At 66.5% G+C, this 14,664-nt stretch carries 11 protein-coding genes; 5 read left to right on the forward strand and 6 right to left on the reverse strand.

All coding sequences use genetic code 11. The features are described from left to right. Positions 1-239: 239 nt before the first annotated feature. Both WDC82_RS15985 and WDC82_RS15990 read left to right on the forward strand, forming a co-directional pair. The gene (locus WDC82_RS15985; RefSeq protein ID WP_340118354.1) at positions 240-1,472 is read left to right on the forward strand and encodes a cyclopropane-fatty-acyl-phospholipid synthase family protein; all 1,233 of its coding nucleotides are present in this window, start codon (positions 240-242) and stop codon (positions 1,470-1,472) included. Positions 1,473-1,758: 286 nt separating this feature from the next. Continuing rightward, entirely contained in the window at positions 1,759-3,951 is a 2,193-nt protein-coding gene (locus WDC82_RS15990) for a PHP domain-containing protein (protein WP_340118355.1), read from the forward strand. 178 nt (positions 3,952-4,129) lie between these two features. Here the strand turns inward: WDC82_RS15990 and gabD are convergent, their stop codons facing one another. Beyond that, complete coding sequence (gabD, locus tag WDC82_RS15995; RefSeq protein ID WP_340118356.1) at positions 4,130-5,617, reverse strand: NADP-dependent succinate-semialdehyde dehydrogenase; 1,488 nt, start codon at positions 5,615-5,617, stop codon at positions 4,130-4,132. A gap of 156 nt (positions 5,618-5,773) precedes the next feature. Here gabD and WDC82_RS16000 point away from each other — a divergent pair, with 156 nt between their 5' ends. The 3 genes from WDC82_RS16000 (at position 5,774) to WDC82_RS16010 (ending at position 6,973) form a co-directional block, all read left to right on the forward strand. Continuing rightward, positions 5,774-6,148 (forward strand): hypothetical protein, encoded by a 375-nt coding sequence (locus tag WDC82_RS16000; RefSeq protein WP_340118357.1) that lies wholly within the window; start codon positions 5,774-5,776, stop codon positions 6,146-6,148. 47 nt (positions 6,149-6,195) lie between these two features. Next, positions 6,196-6,534, forward strand: coding sequence for a hypothetical protein (locus tag WDC82_RS16005; protein ID WP_340118358.1), 339 nt, complete (start codon positions 6,196-6,198; stop codon positions 6,532-6,534). A gap of 112 nt (positions 6,535-6,646) precedes the next feature. Then, positions 6,647-6,973, forward strand: a complete 327-nt coding sequence (locus WDC82_RS16010) for a hypothetical protein (protein ID WP_340118359.1) — start codon at positions 6,647-6,649, stop codon at positions 6,971-6,973. Here WDC82_RS16010 and WDC82_RS16015 read toward each other — a convergent pair. The 5 genes from WDC82_RS16015 to WDC82_RS16035 form a co-directional block, all read right to left on the reverse strand. Further along, the gene (locus tag WDC82_RS16015) at positions 6,967-9,240 is read right to left on the reverse strand and encodes a CHASE2 domain-containing protein (protein ID WP_340118360.1); all 2,274 of its coding nucleotides are present in this window, start codon (positions 9,238-9,240) and stop codon (positions 6,967-6,969) included. The two genes, WDC82_RS16010 and WDC82_RS16015, sit on opposite strands and share 7 nt — an antisense overlap. 24 nt (positions 9,241-9,264) lie before the next feature. Then, positions 9,265-10,068 carry a FecR family protein gene (locus WDC82_RS16020; protein WP_340118361.1) on the reverse strand — a complete coding sequence of 268 codons (804 nt, stop codon included), beginning with the start codon at positions 10,066-10,068 and terminating at the stop codon, positions 9,265-9,267. Positions 10,069-10,402: 334 nt separating this feature from the next. Then, positions 10,403-12,226 (reverse strand): glutamine--fructose-6-phosphate transaminase (isomerizing), encoded by a 1,824-nt coding sequence (gene glmS / locus WDC82_RS16025; protein WP_340118362.1) that lies wholly within the window; start codon positions 12,224-12,226, stop codon positions 10,403-10,405. A gap of 31 nt (positions 12,227-12,257) precedes the next feature. After that, the gene (gene glmU / locus WDC82_RS16030; protein ID WP_340118363.1) at positions 12,258-13,637 is read right to left on the reverse strand and encodes a bifunctional UDP-N-acetylglucosamine diphosphorylase/glucosamine-1-phosphate N-acetyltransferase GlmU; all 1,380 of its coding nucleotides are present in this window, start codon (positions 13,635-13,637) and stop codon (positions 12,258-12,260) included. A 338-nt stretch (positions 13,638-13,975) separates the two neighbouring features. Further along, positions 13,976-14,664, reverse strand: a 689-nt coding sequence (locus tag WDC82_RS16035; protein WP_340118364.1) for a histone H1-like repetitive region-containing protein, incomplete at its 5' end; no start/stop codon positions are given.

The following is a 14,664-nucleotide window of genomic DNA, read 5'->3' on the forward strand; positions in this document are numbered from 1 at the left end:
GCCCTGTTGATGGAGGGAAACCTAGGGGGCAATCTAGGCAGCGCAGGGGGCCGCCGCAACCTCGGGCCGCCCCGCAACAGGGCAAATTGCCGCCCAACCCCTAGCAGAATAAGGCAAAGTGCCAGACAGTTGCACGATTCAAAAGATCGGGCCAAGATACTGATAGGGATGCAATAATTAAAAGCTTAACGAATGAATGACCCAAGGGGAACGAGGGGACGGACATCCGGAGTTGAACCATGTTGTTCCAGAAGCTTTTGCAGAAGGTTATCCAGGACGGCAACCTCCGTCTGATTGACGCCAAAGGGAAGATCACCGACTGCGGCGACGGCACCGGGCCGCGCTGCACCATGCGCATCAAGAGGCGCATTCTCGAGTACAAGCTGGTCCTCAATCCGCCGCTCTACCTGGGCGAAGCGTACATGGACGGCGACGTCACCCTGGAAGAAGGGACCTTGCGCGGCTTCCTCGAGATGCTGGCGCGCAACTACCACCACCTGGAGAACAACAAACTGGTGCAGTTCGGCTTCGCGCTGGGCGGACACGTCCGCCGCCTGAAGCAGTACAACCCGATCGGCAAAGCCCAGAAGAACGTCGCCCACCACTACGACCTCTCGGGACAGCTCTACGACCTGTTCCTGGATACCGACCGGCAGTACTCCTGCGCCTATTTCCGTAGCGGCGAGGAAAGCCTGGAACAGGCGCAGGCCGACAAGAAGCGGCACCTGGCGGCCAAACTGCTGTTCGACCGGCCGGGCTTGAAGCTGCTGGACATCGGCTCCGGCTGGGGCGGCCTTGGGCTCTACCTGGCCCAGGCCGGTGACTGCGAGGTGACCGGCGTCACGCTGTCGACCGAACAGCACAAGCTGAGCCAGGAGCGCGCCAGGAAAGCCGGCCTGGAAGATCGCGTGCAGTTCCACCTGCGCGACTACCGCGAGGACAGCAACAAGTACGACCGCATCGTCTCGGTCGGGATGTTCGAGCACGTCGGCAAGAAGAACTACCGCGAATACTTCGAGAAGGTGAAGGACCTGCTGGCCGACGACGGCGTCTTCGTGCTGCATTCGGTCGGCCGCGTGAACGAGCCTGGTCCGGTCAACCCCTTCATCCGCAAGTACATTTTCCCGGGCACCGACGTGCCGACCCTGGGCGAGGTGCTACCGGTGATCGAAGACGCCATGCTGATCGTCACCGACGTGGAGGTGCTGCGCCTGCACTACGCCGAGACCCTGCGCATTTGGGAGGAGCGCTTCCAGGCCAACCGGGCCAGGATCGCCGAGCTCTATGACGAGCGCTTCTGCCGCATGTGGGAGGCCTACCTGATCGGCTGCGAAATGGGCTTCCGCCACCAGGGACTGATGGTGTTCCAGATCCAGATCGCCAAGAAGATCGACGCCGTGCCGCTGACCCGCGACTACATTTACGAATGGGAGCACAAGCGCGGCGAAGCCGCCAGCCAGGCGGCGGAGTAACCGGCGGCCGGCAGGGGTACGACGAGGGCCAGTCGCCACTAGACTGGCCCTTTTTTCTTCCGATTCGGCCGCATCAAAGGGAAGATGATGCGGTCCCTCGAAGACGCCTGGGTAGCAGAAAGAGGACGGCCTGAAGAAGCGAACCCGCTGCTGTTTCAGAACGGCACAGGCGGGGTCAGTGCGGCTTCGGCGCACTTGCAAGCGCCGGCGGTGAAGGGAAGCACCGCTCCGCCGCTCAGAAAATTGGGGGGAAGCAGTGACTCGATTATGGCTGACACTTGCCGTAGTGATAGTCGTCGCCGCGACGTATCCGTTTGATTTTCAAGAAGAATTTCCGGATCTCGGCGCGCTGGAGACCTTCCTGTCATCCTGCTGCCAGGGCGCCAATAGCTACAGCATCGCGGCCAGCCTGCTGGCCTTCGCCCTCTTCGGACTGGTCGGCTTGGCGGCGCCTCTCGGTCCTCCCCGGTTCTTCGTTCGTTCCGGCTTAGTGGCCCTCGCGGGCGGCGCTCTGATCCTGGCGATCGAGTTGGCGCAGGTTCATCTGCCGTCGCGCAGCGACCGGCTGGCAGATGTGCTCTGGAACGCCGCCGGTCTCATCGCCGGCCTCGTGCTGGGCCGCCTCCTTCTGGGCCGGGGCCTCGGCAAGAGCGCGCGCGGCACAGCCGCCCCGGAAATCGTCATCGATACGGCAAGCGGTGCCGTCACGATCATCGTTCACATCCGGCGCCATCAGGCCGTCTTCCTTGGGCAACTCGCGGCGGAGATGGGCGTCGACGCGGCGGAGGCCTGCCGCCAGATCGTCGCGCTGGCATTGAACCGGCCGGAAATGGCGCCGGATGGCCGCGCAGGCGGCGCCGCCGCGACGCTGCAGGACCGCCGCGCCGCCGGCGAGGCAATCGCTACCGTCGAAGGCCGGCCTTGGCAGACGCTGCCCCTGACCCTCGACAAGGACCAGTTCCAAGCCTTGCAGGCCATGACCGAGACTGAGGGCCAGACCTATTCGCGCACGGTCCGCCGGCTGGTTGCCGCCTTCATGGAGAGGTTCGCGTCGGTCGAAGCACCGGCGAGGCCGATGCGCAACCCCGGGCAGTCGCGCCCCGACACGTCCCAGGCCTACGCGGCCGCGCTGCGCGGCACGGCGGCGCGCCGCACTGCCGGCACCCCTGCCCGCCAAAAGGCCGCCATCGTCTTCGCCGTCCTGGGCATCGTGTCGGTCGCGGGCGCGGCCCTGCTGCTCTCCGCGCCGCCCGCGGCAGACGAACCGATCGTCGTCGCCGCCGCGCCCTGGGCCGGCCAGAGCGTCGATATCGTCTTCGACCACCACACCCACACCGACTTCTCGGACGGCGCCCTGAACGTCGCCGAACTGGTCCGACTGGCCCGCGACTCCGGCTGCGATGCGCTGGCGATCACCGACCATTCCGATTCCGTCGGAACGGCAAGCTATGTAGAACTCGATGCCTTCAAGGTCACGCGCCAGCAGAATGCAGGTTTCCTGCTGATCGGCGGCGTCGAAGTGAACATGCCGTCCTACGGCCGCCGCGAGCATGCAACCGTCATTGCGGATCCATCCCTGGAAGGCGAGATCCTGCCCGGCATACGCGACGCGGCCGAGATCACCATCGAGCAGGCGCGCGCGGCGGCGGACAAGACGACGCTGGACGAGCCCCTGCTGACGCTGGCGGCTTCGCATCTGCAACGCGGCGACGACCTGCTGATGATCTACAACCACCCGAGCCGCGAGGACCGCGGCGCCGAGGAAAACTACACGGACATCCTGCGCTGGAACACCAAGGCACCCCTGTTCATCGGCTTCGCCGGCGCGCCCGGGCATCAGAACGCGAAGGTGATCGGCAGCTATCGCAAACCTCAGCAGACCATCGACCGCTGGGACCCCGTGGTGGCCGAAGTGGGTGGAACCTGGGACCGCCTGCTCTCCGAGGGACACCAGCTTTGGGGCGCGCTCGCGGGATCGGACTATCACAATGCCACTCTCGACATGCGACCCTGCGGCTTCGCACGCACGCACCTCAATGCAGCGGCCTTCAGCTACGAGGCCGTGTTCCAGGCCCTGAGGGCCGGCACGTTCTGGGCCGACCACGGGCAGATCCTGAGCGAGTTCTCGTTCTTCGTCGAGGTCGCGGGACTGGCGACGCCGGTGTTCCCGGGATCGATCGTCAGCCTTCGCGGCGAAGGGCGGCTCATTGCCGCGCACGTGATTCTGGAACGCGGCCCGGGCGCCGCCGCGATGCCGCTGCAGATAGAGATCATCGGCAACTGCCAAAGCGGCGAGGCGGAAATTCTCGCCACCCTGCAGCTGGCGGCGGACAGCAACGAGGCCGTGGCCACGCTGCATCCCACCTCGCCAGGGACGGACGACGTAAGCTGTTACCTGCGCGCCCGTGTCCGCCTCGACAAGCCGGAAGCGCCTGACCTGATGGCCTACAGCAATCCGATCAGGCTGCTCCTGCGCTAGCAGGCAGCTGAATAGAGGGCGCTCGACCTGTGGCCCATCCTTCGAGACGCCGCCTTGCGGCGGCTCCTCAGGATGAGAGGAGTAGAAAGATTGACCTCATGCCGAGGAGCCTGCGCAGCAGGCGTCTCCAAGCACGAGGTCAATCAGGCCGTCGGGCCTTTTCCCGCGCCGTGCTGGATCACACGCCGCCCATGCAGAGGTACTTCACCTCGAGGAACTCATCGATGCCGTACTTGGAGCCCTCGCGGCCGATGCCCGATTCCTTGACGCCGCCGAAGGGCGCCACCTCGGTGGAGATCAGGCCGGTGTTGATGCCGACCATGCCGGTCTCCAGCGCTTCGCCGACACGCCAGATGCGGCCGATGTCCCGGGCGTAGAAGTAGGACGCCAGGCCGAACTCGGTATCGTTGGCGAGCGCCACGCCCTCCTCCTCGGTCTTGAAGCGGAACAGCGGGGCCACCGGACCGAAGGTCTCCTCGCGGGTCACCTTCATCTGCGTCGTGACGTCGGTCAGCACGGTGGGCTGATAGAAGGTGCCGCCACGGTCGTGGCGGGCGCCGCCGAGCAATACCTTGGCGCCCTTGGACGTGGCATCGGCGACGTGCTCTTCGACCTTTTCCAGGGCGGCCGTGTCGATCAGCGGGCCTTGGCTCACGCCGTCCTCGAGGCCCGGGCCGACCTTCAGCTTCTTCACCGCCGCCGCCAGCTTCTCGGCGAAGGCCTCGTAGACGCCGTCCTGCACCAGGATGCGGTTGGCGCAGACGCAGGTCTGGCCGGTGTTGCGGAACTTGGAGATGATGGCGCCCTCGACCGCGGCGTCGAGGTCGGCGTCATCGAACACCAGGAAGGGCGCGTTGCCGCCCAGTTCGAGCGAGACCTTCTTGATGGTCGAGGCGCACTGCTGCATGAGCAGCTTGCCCACCTCGGTCGAGCCGGTGAACGACAGCTTGCGCACGATCGGGCTGGAGGTCATCTCGCCGCCGATCTCCTTGGCCGAGCCGGTCAGGATATTGATGACACCCTTGGGCACGCCGGCCCGCTCAGCCAGCTCGGCCAGCGCGAAGGCCGAATAGGGCGTCTGGGTCGCCGGCTTGATCACCACCGGGCAGCCGGCGGCCAGGGCCGGCGCGCACTTGCGGGTGATCATGGCGTTGGGGAAATTCCATGGCGTGATCGCCGCGACGACGCCGACCGGCTGCTTCACCACGACGATGCGCTTGTCGGCCTGGTGCTGGGGGATGGTGTCGCCGTAGATTCGCTTGGCTTCCTCGGCGAACCACTCGATGAAGCTGGCGCCGTAGACCACCTCGCCCTTGGCCTCGGCCAGGGGCTTGCCCTGCTCCAGGGTCATCAGGCGGGCGAGGTCCTCCTGGTTCTCGAGGATCAGGTTGAACCACTTGCGCAGGATGGTCGCGCGCTCCTTGGCCAGCAGGCTGCGCCAGGCCGGCCAGGCCTTTTCCGCCGCCTCGATGGCACGGCGGGTCTCGGCGGCGCCCATGTTGGGCACCGTGCCCAGCACCTCGCCGGTGGCGGGATTGGTCACCTCAATGGCCTTGCCGCTGTCGGCATCCGCCCAGCCGCCGTCGATGTAACATTGCTCGCGGAACAGCTTGGGGTCGGAGAGCTGCGGCGTCGCGACGTCAATCTTGCGGGCTTGTGCAGTCATTTCTTGTCCTCCACTGTGGCCGGGCCCGAAGCATCTCCGGCGGCCCGGCATTGTCATGATCTGGGCGCGAGTATAGACAGGTCAGCCGAACCGGCGAAAGGCCAGCAGGTCCCGATCGATGGGACCAGCGGCCGCCCGCAACCAGGAGCTTTGCCCATGCACCTGCGACCGTCTTTCCAGCCCGTCGCCCGGCCCGCCAGCCGGCACACCACCAGACTGGCCGGCCTCGCTCTGGCCGCCGGCCTGCTGCTGCCCACGCCCCTGCACGCCGCCGATTCGACCCGCTGCGCCGACACGGTCGACAGCCATCTGGCCAGCCTGCCCCTGGCGCCGGACGCGGTGCAGAGCATCCGCATCATCGAGAAGGTCAACATCTCCGACGAGTACGGACCTGATATCCTGGGCGTCGACGCCTGGGTGCGGCTGAACGCCTGCAGCGGCTGGCTGGTCATCAACATGACCGCCAAGTGCTATGTCCGGCAGAGCTACACGCGCGGCGATTGCCGCGTCGAAGGCTTGCCAAACTACTAGGCTGGCGCCATTTTCCGCGCGCCGCCCATTTCTTGCGAGGACGACCCATGCAACGCCTGCTGCTGGCAACCGCAACCCTGACCTGGCTGCTGCCGACCCTGCTGGCGGCGCTGGCGGCGGGCCCTGCCCTTGCCCTGGACTGCAGCCGGGGGGCCGAGGAAGAACTCGCCCGCCTGGGCCTGGGCGCCACGGACATCAGCGACCTCCGCTACGTCGAGAAGCTCAACCCCAGCGAAACCGGGCCGGACGTGCTGGGCGTGCGCGCCTGGATGCGGGTCAAGAGCTGCCCCAGCGGCTATCTGGTCATCGACCTCACCCGGACCTGCTTTGTGCGGCAGAGCTACACCCGCGGCGGCTGCCGCCTGGACGACGTCACCGCCTACTGATGCTGGGGGCGGGCGGCCCCGGCATTCCGTTTTTGCATTCCTGGGTCCCGCCGGCATTGCCAGCTGCCGTGGCGGCACCATTTCAGAAGGACAACGACTTCAGGAGTCCCCGATGCAGATGCGAACCCTGACGCGTGCGGCCGTCGTCGCCGCTTTTGCTCTCTCCTTCAACACCGCCAGCGCTTCGGCGTTCCAATGCGAGCAGGAAGTCAATCAGGCGCTGCAGGAACGCAGCGTCAATCAGAGTGATGTCGATTCCGTGAAGGTAATGCGACGCACCGGCGGCGCCAAGTCCTCCGGCATCTACGGCCTCGATGCATGGGTGCGGCTGAAAAGCTGCAGCAACGGCGCCCTGATCGTCAACATGACCAAGTACTGCATGGTGCAGAACGTCTACACCACGGGCAACTGCAGCGTCGCGGACGTGCCGCGTTACTGAGCGACCGACCTGACGGCCGCGAGGCGGCCATCACCTTGCGCGCCGCAGGCCCGCGCGCCGGGCAAGGTGATGGTCGCCGTCGTGCCCGAGGGGCCGCCGCGCCCGTCGGTCGCCGACTGCAATGTGATCGTTCCTTGGTGCGATTCGACAAAGCGCTTGGCCAGGGTGAGGCCAAGGCCAGAGCCTTCGTGGGAACGCGCAAGCCCGCGGTTGGCCTGAGCGAAGGCGTCGAAGCAGGCCTCGATCTCCGATTCATCGATGCCGATACCATTGTCCTCGACAGTGACGACGGCGGCCCCATCGCCGTGCAGGGCCAGCTTCAAGGCCACGCGGCCGCCCTGCGGCGTGAATTTCAACGCGTTGGACAGCAGATTCTTGATGGCATGCTTCATCAAGCGCTCGTCGATCAGGTAATAGGCCTCGCTCGCCGGTAGCGAGAGCGTGAACTCCAGTCCGGCCTCGCGCATTTGCGGCATCATCAGGTCGGCCAAGCGGCGGCAGAGCGCGGCCAGATCGACTGCCGCCGCGTCGAGCGACTGCTTGCCCGCCTCAATGCGGGCGAACTCAAGAACGTCGGAGACAGTATGGTAGAGGCGCTCGCCGCTCTCGCGGATGCCCTTGGCATAGCCGACGTACTCCCCGTTCCCGAGCGGCCCAAGCAGCTGTTGCTCCATCAGTTCGGAGAAGCCGATGATGGCATTCAGCGGCGTCCTCAGCTCATGACTCATGTTGGCCAGGAATTCGGTTTTGCTCTGATTGGCGAGTTCTGCCTCGGCCTTAGCGCGGCGCAGTTCCCGCTCGCGCGCCAGCAGGCGCTGCTCTGCCTTCACCCGACGGTCGATATCGCGCACCAGCAAAATGAACTGTAGTCCCTCGCCATCGTCCTCCAACACGCTGACCGCTAGATCGGCGTAGAACAGCGTGCCGTTGTGGCGGCGGCACACCAGTCGCTGCGGACGGTTGGAGAGGGCGACACGGCGCAGCGCTTCCGCAACGCGATCTTGCGGTACGCTGCCCGGCCGTGCGACGAAGTCGATGATGGAAAGGCCGCCGCCTTCGTCCGGCGGCAAGCGAAACATCCTGCTGGCCGCCGCATTCACGAAGCGTACTTGTCCCTTGGCATCGGCGGTGACCAGCGCGTCGAAGGCATGTTGGGCGACAAGGCCCAGAAAGTTTTCGCTGCGCCGGCGCGCCAGGGTTTCGCGTACCAGACTGGCGGCAACACCGTGAAAGCGCATAAGGAAGATGATTGCCGCGGCCACCACGGAAGCGAGGAAGAAGGGTAGGAGATCGATGATGACCGGTAGCGTCGCCTGCACCACTAGCGCGCCGGCTCCGAACAGCAGATTGCCGGCGACGACGACCAGCAGCAGGCCCGAGATGTTGCGACGGGGCGCGAGCGAAAACAGGAGGGCGAGGAAGGCGGGGACCGCCAGAACGAAGATCCAGAACGGCACTCTCGTGAGGGCCCGGTCGAGCATCAGCGACTGGGCGGCGAGCAGTTGCAACGCCACGCCCGGCAGCGCCCGATGACGGGGAACCGCCAGCATGTCGCCCAGTTCCACCGCGGTGGCCCCGACGACAATGCTGCGCCCGCGCAGCAGCGCCGGATCGACGTCGCCGCGCGCGACATCGACGAAGGACAGCCGTGTGAAGCCGCCGGGGTCGATGCCGTAGTCGACGTAGAAGCTGTCCTCGACCGCCGCGTCCTGGGAATCGGTAACACCAGCGATGGCCGCGGCCAGGCTGGGTAGCGACCCGCCGCGCCAGGGGTACCGCAGAGCAATCTCCCGGATCGTGCCGTCGGCGGCCGGGACCACGTTGCTGGAAGCGAGCCGCGCATGGGCCGCAAAACGCGGCAAGGGACCGGCGTCGATGTAGGCCCCGGCCGACTCGCTCCACTGCCGAAAGGCGGCCAGGGTGGTGCGGCCCTGCCGCCGCGCCAGGGCGAACTCCAGCGCAGCGTCCTCTTCCTCGGCGCCGCTGGGCAGACTGAAATCGAGATCGAGGAAGACCTCGCCGGCCTCGGCAGCAGTCAAGCGGTCCAGCAGCAGCGCGTGCAGCGAGCGGCCCCAGGGCCAATGGCCCACTTCATGGATCGAACGGGGATCGATTTCGATGAGCAGAGGCGCCGGATCGGCCGGCGTTTGAACGAGGCGCATGCGCAGGTCGATGAGGGGGCGCTCAAAGGGCTCCAATGCGCCGATGGCCAGCACGCCGAGCGAAACCAGACAGGCCAGGGCCCAACCGACCCACTGCCGAGTCATCGCAATTCTCTTGGGGGGCAGGAACTACTTATCCTTGCCCTTGCCGCCGCCATTGCCGCCACCATTGCCGCCGCCGTTGCCGCCACCGTTGCCGCCGCCGTTGCCGCCGCCGTTGCCGCCACCGTTGCCGCCGCCGTTGCCCTTGCCCTGGGCGTTGCCGTTCGCCGCGGACTGGCTGGCAGGATCCTTGGTGGCCGGCACGCTGCCCCCGGAGCGGGTACTGCTCACATCGACGCCGGTGGTGCTGGCGCTACCGCGCGCGCGCTGGCCGGGGTTCACGTCGACCGAGTCGCCGCTGCGCCGGTCCGAAACACCGACGCGGCCTTCCTGCACGGAGACGCTGGTCTCTTCCTGGCTGATGTCGACGTCGAACCGGGTCCCCTTGACGACGGCGACCAGATAGGGTGTGTGCACGGAGAAAGTACCGGCCGGGCGCTTCTCCACCGTGTAGGTGGCGCTGCCGGACCGCTGGTCGATCTCCATCTTTCCTTTGGTCGCATTGCGCGCCGCGACCACGAGCTGGGTGCCCGGGCGGAGTTCGATCCGGTCGAGGTCCTTAGCGACCACAGCATTGCCGTCGGCACCGGTGCGGATCTCCGCCCCATCGGGGACGCGGTCGTTGGCCGCCATGGCCCGCCAGTCACCCTCGCCGGGCACGGCACGCCACTGCGCCTCGCCGCTGGATGCCAGCGTCAGCCAGTCCGCGTTGGAAACGGCGCGGCCCGGTCCCATGAGGGCCAAGGCGATGACGATCGCGATCGCAAAGCCGGCGACGAATGCGAAACTACGGAAATTAGCAGCCTTTGAGGGGCCGAGTGCGAGAGCCACGTTCCTACTCCTGGATCCGGTCTTCACGCGCCGCTACCCTGAAACAGCGCGAGAGTACCGCTCACCGGTCGACTTACCTGTCGTCCCGGGCCCGAAAAATGTCAGGTAACATTAGTAAATAAAGATGAACACTTCCTTACCTGGCGCCATCGGAGGTTGATGTTTCGGACCGGGGGCACTCCTGCCTGAAACGCTTCAACCAATTGAATTTACGTGGAAATTCTCGCAGATCTTCGCGATTTAAGGCAAATGCCGGACGAAATATGCGTCCGTTTCGGACAATCCTGAACGACGGGAGGAGTTGCCGAACTGGTTAATGCGAGCGCCTTCCCGCTTACTCGACCGTGACGGCCTTGGCCAGGTTGCGCGGCTGGTCGACGTCGGTGCCCTTCAGCACCGCCGTGTGATAGGCAAGCAACTGGACCGGCAGGCAGTAGAGGATCGGCGAGACGAAGGGATCGACCTGCGGCAGTTCCACCACGTGAACCGCCTGGTCGCCGATACGTCTCAGGCCCTCGGCATCGGACAGCAGGATCACCTTGCCGCCGCGCGCGGCAACCTCCTGCACGTTGGCGGCCGACTTCTCGAACAGCGGGCCGGAGGGCGCGCAGACCACGATCGGCACGTCCTCGTCGATGAGGGCAATGGGCCCGTGCTTCATCTCGCCGGCGGCGTAGCCCTCGGCGTGGATATAGCTGATCTCCTTCAGCTTCAGGGCGCCTTCCAGGGCGATCGGATAGAGCAGGCCGCGCGCGAGGTACAGCACGTCGCGCGCCTCCACCATGTCGGCCGCGATGACACGGATCGAGGCGTCGTGGTTCAGCACCTCGGCAACCTGCGCCGGCAGTTCCATCAAGGCCTGCGACAGGGCCGCCTCGCGATCCTTGTCGATCGCCCCGCGCGCCCGCGCCGTGGCCAGCGCCAGGCAGGCCAGCACCGTCAGCTGGGTGGTGAAGGCCTTGGTGGAGGCGACGCCGATCTCCGGCCCCGCCAGGGTCTGCAGGATGGCATGGGACTCGCGGGCGATGGCGCTCTCGGCGACGTTCACCAGGGAGAGGATCTGCTGGCCGCAGCGCTTGGCGTAGCGCAGCGCCTCCAGCGTGTCGATGGTCTCACCCGACTGCGAGATGAACAGGCTGACGCCGCCCTCGGGCATCGGCGCCTCGCGGTAGCGGAACTCGGAGGCGATGTCGACCTCGACCGGCTGGCGGGCGATCTGCTCGAACCAGTACTTGGCAACCATCCCGGCGTAGAAGGCCGTGCCGCAGGCCGAGATGGTGATGCGCGGAATGGCGGAGAGGTCGATGCCGAGATCCGGCAGCTCGACATTGCGGTTCAGCGGATTGAGAAAGGTCTGCAGGGTGTCGCCGATGACCGCCGGCTGCTCGAAGATCTCCTTCTGCATGAAGTGGCGGTACTCGCCCTTGCCGATCATCGCGCCGGACAGGGCGGTCTGCTTCACCTCGCGCTGCACCACGCGGTCTTCGGCGTCGTGCACCTGGGCGCCGGCCTTGGTCAGCTCGACCCAGTCACCCTCTTCCAGATAGCAGATGCGGTCGGTCAGCGGTGCCAGCGCCAGGGCGTCGGAGCCGAGGAACATCTCACCGTCGCCGTAGCCCACGGCAAGCGGCGAGCCGCGGCGCGCGCCGATCATGAGGTCGTGGCGCCCGGCGAAGATGATGGCCAGAGCAAAGGCGCCCTGCAGCCGCTTCAGGGTGGCGGCCACGGCCTGCTGCGGCGTCATCTGCTGATCGAGGTAGTCGGAGATCAGGTGGACCACCGTTTCGGTGTCGGTTTCGGTCTCGAAGCGGTGCCCGGCGGCTTCCAGCTCGCCGCGCAGTTCCTTGAAGTTCTCGATGATGCCGTTGTGCACCAGGGCGACGCGGCCGTTGGCGTGCGGATGCGCGTTCTGCTCGGTCGGGCGCCCGTGGGTCGCCCAGCGGGTATGGCCGATGCCGATGGTCCCTTCCAGCGGCTGGCGCTCTACCACGCCGGCCAGATTGCCGAGCTTGCCCTCGGCTCGGCGGCGATCGATGGAGCCGTTGCGCAGAGTGGCGATGCCGGCGGAATCGTAGCCGCGATACTCAAGGCGCTTCAGGCCGTCAAGCAGCAGGGGGGTGACGGGTGCTTCGCCGATAATGCCGATGATACCGCACATAACGCCGGGATCCTTTCCTCGTGTCTGTCGCTCAGGAACGCTTCTTCTTCTCGGCGATGCGCTTCTCGCGAAAGCGCGCCGCGGCACCCTCGCGGATCTGCTGCTCGCTGCGCTCGACCGCCACCGAGTCGGCAGGCACGTCCTCGGTGATTGTGCTGCCGGCGGCGATCAGCGCACCGTCGCCGACGCTGACCGGCGCCACAAGGGCCGTGTTGGAGCCGATGAAAACCTTGGCGCCGATGGTCGTGCGATGCTTCAGGAAGCCGTCGTAGTTGCAGGTGATGGTGCCGGCGCCGACGTTGGAGCCCGCGCCCACGGTGGCGTCGCCCAGATAAGTCAGGTGATTGGCCTTGGCGCCTTCCCCCAGCACGGCGTTCTTGATCTCGACGAAATTGCCGACATGCGCCGCGCGGCCCAGCTTCGCCCCCGGGCGCAAGCGGGCAAAAGGTCCCAGCACCACGTCGTCGCCAACCTCGGCACCTTCCAGATGGCAAAAGCTGCGGATCTCGACCCGGTCGCCGACGGTGACGCCAGGGCCGAAGAAGACCGAAGGGTGCACGGTGACGTCGCGGCCCAGCCGCGTGTCGGCAGACAGCCACACCGTCTCGGGATCGATGAGAGTCGCGCCGTCGGCCATGACGCGGCGGCGCAGGCGCCGCTGCATCACCGCTTCCACCAGCGCCAGGTCGGCGCGCGAGTTGACGCCCAGTGTTTCTTCCGGCGGGCATTCGACCACGCCGGCGGGGCGGCCCTCGGCATGGGCCAGGCCGAAGATGTCGGTCAGGTAATACTCGCCCTGGGCATTGTGGCTGCCGAGGCGCCCGATGAGGTCGAACAGCAACGCCGCATCGCCGATGACCAGGCCGGCGTTGCAGAGGCCGATCTGACGCTGGGCGGTGTCGGCATCGGCGAATTCGACGATCTTCTCGATGCGCGCCCCCTCGCCTGCCTTGGCATCATCGAGGATCACGCGGCCGTAGGCGGCGGGATCCTGCGGCCGGAAGGCGAGGCCGACGATCTCCGGCGCGCCGGCGCGCCGCCGGGCGTCCAGCATCTTCTGCAGGGTTTCGCTGGTCATCAGCGGGCAGTCGCCGAAGACCACCAGCAGATCGGTCGACCCCTGGGCCACCAGGGGCGCCAGGGCCTCGCGGGCGGCAGCCACGGCGTGGCCGGTGCCAAGCGCCCGATCCTGGACGGCGCAGCGGCTGGGCGCCGCGGCGGCTTCGACATCGGCCATACCCGGGGCCACCACCACCACGGTCTCCGCCGGTGCCAAGGTCGCCGCCGAGGCCAGCACGTGGCTCAGCATCGGCCGGCCGGCGACCGGGTGCAGCACCTTGGGCAGGTCGGACTTCATCCGGGTCCCCTTCCCGGCGGCCAGGACAACAACGGCAAGCTTACGATCGGACATGTCGACTCAGAAAATCTCGCTCAAGAGAACTATGAATACAGTATGACAAGTAAAACGGAGAAGCATTTGCCGGCCCGAAAGGCGTGGACTGTGCCACAGTCCGTTTTTTCTCATCAAATCAACATTTGTTGCCGGTTATTACAACCTGTCGGCGGGGGAAACAACAAGGCCGCAGATGTCACGCGGCGCTGACCCTAAATTGCGCTGGACCGCCGATGGTAAACGCCGGGTACCGCTGGGGCCCGCCCCCAGAGACTTGAATAGCTAAGGGCGGGTACCGCTGGGTACCCGCCCTTGACTGCTTTGCACCAGTAAAGCCGAAATCGCGTCGTCAGTTCTTAGCGATGCGCCAAGCCGTTCCGATAGGAACCGCCATGGCGGGTCGCACTGGCGACTGCGGCAAGCCGACTCGCCGTCGACGGACGCGAAGATGCAAGGCGAGCCGCGATCACACGACGGGTCGCAACAGCCTTACGGGAAGGCGTCTTGCGGGCCATCGAACGACGGGCGGCCGACTTGCGCACGGTGCTCTTGCGAGCCGCCGTCTTACGCGCCGCGGTCTTGCGGGCCGGGCTCTTGCGAGCAGCCGTCTTACGCTTCACGACGCGCTTCTTGGCAGCCGTCTTACGGGCAACCGGCTTGCGAGCCGTGGTCTTACGCGCCGCCGACTTGCGAACAACGCGCTTCTTGGCAGCCGTCTTGCGGGCCGGGCTCTTGCGAGCAGCCGACTTGCGGACGGTGCGCTTCTTGGCGGCCGCCTTGCGGACCGGGCTCTTGCGAGCGGCGGTCTTGCGGGCGGTCGTCTTACGCGCTGCCGACTTACGAACGGTACGCTTCTTGGCGGCCGCCTTGCGGACCGGGCTCTTGCGAGCGGCGGTCTTGCGGGCGGTCGTCTTACGCGCTGCCGACTTACGAACGGTGCGCTTCTTGGCGGCCGCCTTGCGGACCGGGCTCTTGCGAGCGGCGGTCTTGCGGGCGGTCGTCTTACGCGCTGCCGACTTACGAACGGTGCGCTTCTTGGCGGCCG

Source organism: Pelagibius sp. 7325 (assembly GCF_037652055.1).
Classification (GTDB): Bacteria; Pseudomonadota; Alphaproteobacteria; order Kiloniellales; family Kiloniellaceae; genus Pelagibius.